At 42.7% G+C, this 3,284-nt stretch carries 3 protein-coding genes and 1 pseudogene; 3 read left to right on the forward strand and 1 reads right to left on the reverse strand.

Translation table 11 applies throughout. The features are described from left to right. Nucleotides 1-78 precede the first annotated feature (78 nt). Nucleotides 79-630, reverse strand: a pseudogene (locus tag LC574_RS32440) (GNAT family N-acetyltransferase). A gap of 76 nt (nucleotides 631-706) precedes the next feature. Between LC574_RS32440 and LC574_RS32445 the strand changes: the two are divergent. The 3 genes from LC574_RS32445 to LC574_RS32455 all read left to right on the forward strand — a co-directional run. Next, entirely contained in the window at nucleotides 707-2,587 is a 1,881-nt protein-coding gene (locus tag LC574_RS32445) for an ABC transporter ATP-binding protein (protein WP_229457705.1), read from the forward strand. 79 nt (nucleotides 2,588-2,666) lie between these two features. Continuing rightward, on the forward strand, nucleotides 2,667-2,858 hold the full coding sequence (locus LC574_RS32450; protein ID WP_229457706.1) for a hypothetical protein: 192 nt from the start codon (nucleotides 2,667-2,669) through the stop codon (nucleotides 2,856-2,858). 93 nt (nucleotides 2,859-2,951) lie between these two features. Further along, a partial coding sequence (locus LC574_RS32455) for an AI-2E family transporter (protein ID WP_229457707.1) occupies nucleotides 2,952-3,284 on the forward strand: 333 nt, incomplete at its 3' end.

Below are 3,284 nucleotides of genomic sequence, written 5' to 3' on the forward strand. Positions count from 1 at the left end.
ATCAAAGTCATTTAGATTGAAGTGCCTTAGTTGCAGCCGCGCAGTTTCGATCTCAGGCATAATTACCCCAATTAAAATTTAAATTTGCAAAATGTAAAGAGAATCATCCGATCGCCATTCTGAACGAGCCACAGCATAATACACTACATCTAAGTTGTAAAATTGAGCATTTTTCTCGTATTTCAAGCCGCATTTCTCCATCACACGACGCGAAGCTGTATGTTCTGGTGCAGTGATGGCGACAATGCAATCTAGCTTGACTTCCTCAAAGCCATACCTCAAACTTGCCTTTGCGGCTTCGCTGGCAATTCCTTTATTTCAATAAGCTTCGTCTAACCGATAAAGAACTTCGACTTCTGGGCTATTGGGTAAAAAATTCAGCCCACAATGACCAATTAATTTGGCGGTAGCTTTTTCCACTACAGCCCATACACCAAAACCGTGCTGTTGCCAGTGTGTAATAAAAAATTGTAATGTTTGCTGCGTTACTTCTTTGACTTGATTTTTAGGTATAGGCCCTCTGGGTGAATACCTCATAACTGCTGGGTTGCTCAAAATGGGAGCAAGTTCATCCAGGTCTTGAGGAGTATAGGGTCTTAGTAACAGTCTTGCAGTTTCTATCTCAGGCATGGTATCAGAGTAGGAAGGCAAACGCTACTTTAAACAAGCGTGTTTTTTTCCAAACATTAAATATAATGCTCTTAGTATGAGCATCTACCAATCTCTCAAAAAATCTTATACGCAAAACTATCGCCGTGAAAATGACTGGCGGTTGTTTTTGCGTTTAGTGCCTTATGCCCGTCGTAGCGGACGGCTGCTGGCGCTATCAATGGGCTTACTTGTACCGATCGCCCTAGCGAATGCCGTACAACCTCTGTTGATTGGCCAAGCTATCTCCCTAATTCGCAATGAACCAAGCACTTACGAATTTCTCAGGAATCGCCCCATGTCCGAAGGGCTAAATATCCTGGAGGGATTATTGTTAGTTGCGATCGCAAGCCGACTGATTTTAACAGGCTATCAGGGTTATTTAGTACAGAAGCTAGGCCAACAAATCACCGCAGCAATTCGCCAAGACTTATTCCAGCACGTAACATCTTTAGCTGTACGCTTTTTTGACCGTACACCCGTAGGTAAATTAATTACCAGAATCACTAGCGATGTGGAAGTGTTAGGCGATGTCTTTTCTACTGGGGCAATTGGCATTGTGTCCAATTTGTTTTCCATGCTGGTGATTTTGGGTTTAATGTTTTCCATCCAATGGCAACTCACTTGCTTGCTGCTATTGATGTTGTTACCAATTACCTGGTTAATAGTTTACATTCAGCAACAGTACCGCAAAGCCAATTACAAAGGGCGGGAAGAACTTTCTATATTGAACTCACAGCTACAAGAAAATGTGGTTGGTATTAATGTGGTGCAGTTGTTCCGCAGAGAAAAATTTAATGCCGAATTGTTTCGTGCCACGAACAGCCGCTACACCCAGCAAATGGATCAAACCATCTTTTATGATTCATTTATTTCAGCAACCTTGGAATGGATTGGTCTGATTGCGATCGCAGCTGTTTTGTGCATGGGTGGTTTGTTACTGTTAGGAAAAAGTTTAGCTTTTGGGACATTATCTGCATTTATCTTGTATGCCCAGCGATTATTTGATCCTTTAAGGGATTTTGCCGAAAAATTTACAGTAATTCAAGCAGGTTTTACTGCCATTGAACGCGTAGGCGATATATTAGATGAACCGATAGAAATCCGCGATCGCGCCAATGTCCGCTTCTCAATATTTGATGCAAAATTTGGCTACATAGACGAGATCGTTGCCAATCTAGAATCCCCAGACGTAATTTCCCCGCCTGAACTGGGAGAAATCCGTTTTGATCACGTCTGGTTTGCTTACAAAAATGATGATTACGTAATTAAAGACTTAGATTTCACCATTCATCCAGGTGAAAAAATTGCATTAGTCGGCCCCACAGGTGCGGGTAAAAGTTCGATCATCCGTCTTTTGTGCCGCCTCTACGAACCCACCCAAGGACGCATTCTCATAGATGGTGTAGATATTCGGGAAGTACCACAGGCAGAACTGCGGCGTTACATGGCAGTAATTTTCCAAGAAGGCTTTTTGTTTGCTGGCGATGTTAAAAGCAACATTTCTTTAGGAGATGGCTATACCATTGAACAGATTCAACAAGCAGCAGAGCAAACCAACATTGCCCAGTTTATAGAAGAATTACCCCAAGGGTATAATACTCAACTACGAGAACGAGGCACAAATATTTCTAGTGGTCAAAAGCAACTTTTAGCCTTTGCGCGGGCTGCTATTCGCAGTCCCCAAATTTTGGTATTAGATGAAGCTACCGCTAGTTTAGATGTTGGCACAGAAGCTTTAGTTCAAGAGGCATTAAACCAGCTTTTGCTCAGACGTACCGCCATTATTATCGCTCACCGCCTGTCTACGATTCGCAATGTAGACCGGATCTTTGTTCTAAAGCGCGGCGAATTAATCGAACAGGGAAGCCATGATCAATTACTGCAAGAAGGAGGGCTTTATGCTACTTTACATAACTTGCAGATGTTGGGAACTTAGGATATTTTCAGAATAATCTGAAGGGGGGAAACAGCTTCACAATTCGTATGTACCACAAAAATTTGTATGCCGTACTTTTATGCAAAATCAACTAGGATTTATTCTGAAACTGCTTTTACTCTCGGCTTTGTTATCAGTATTGATTAAGTACGCAGGGCCAAGCCTATCAATTCCGGCGACAGCAACCAACGCGCTAATTATAGTATTGTTGCCGATCGCGATTATGGCGATCGCGCTACTGTGGCGATTTCAAGTACAGAAACAAAATTAACAAGGGAAGCATCCACCCACAAGTTACTAAAATCAGCAAGCCCTAGCTAAATTACAATAAAATTGCATCTCGCCAACCGCTGGGAGTCAGCCTGTGAACCTTGGTCAATGGATCGGCTTAATCGCCATAGTTCTTTCTTTATACATCCTGTGGCAAATTCGGGAAGTGCTTTTGCTCATGTTTGCCGCAGTTGTGTTAGCCACCACCTTAAATCGGTTAGCGAAACGCTTCCAAGGCTTTGGGATGAGGCGTGGATTCGCCGTCATCCTCGCAGTAGCTATCTTTTTTGCAATTATTGCGGGTTTTTTCTGGCTAATTGTGCCGCCATTTGCACAGCAGTTTCAAGAACTAACCAATCAAGTTCCTAAAGGGTTTGAGCGCTTTAACGATTGGCTTGATGCCTTGAGAACTTATATTCCTAAGCAG

The organism is Nostoc sp. CHAB 5715 (genome assembly GCF_020829685.1).
Taxonomy (GTDB): Bacteria; Cyanobacteriota; Cyanobacteriia; order Cyanobacteriales; family Nostocaceae; genus Nostoc.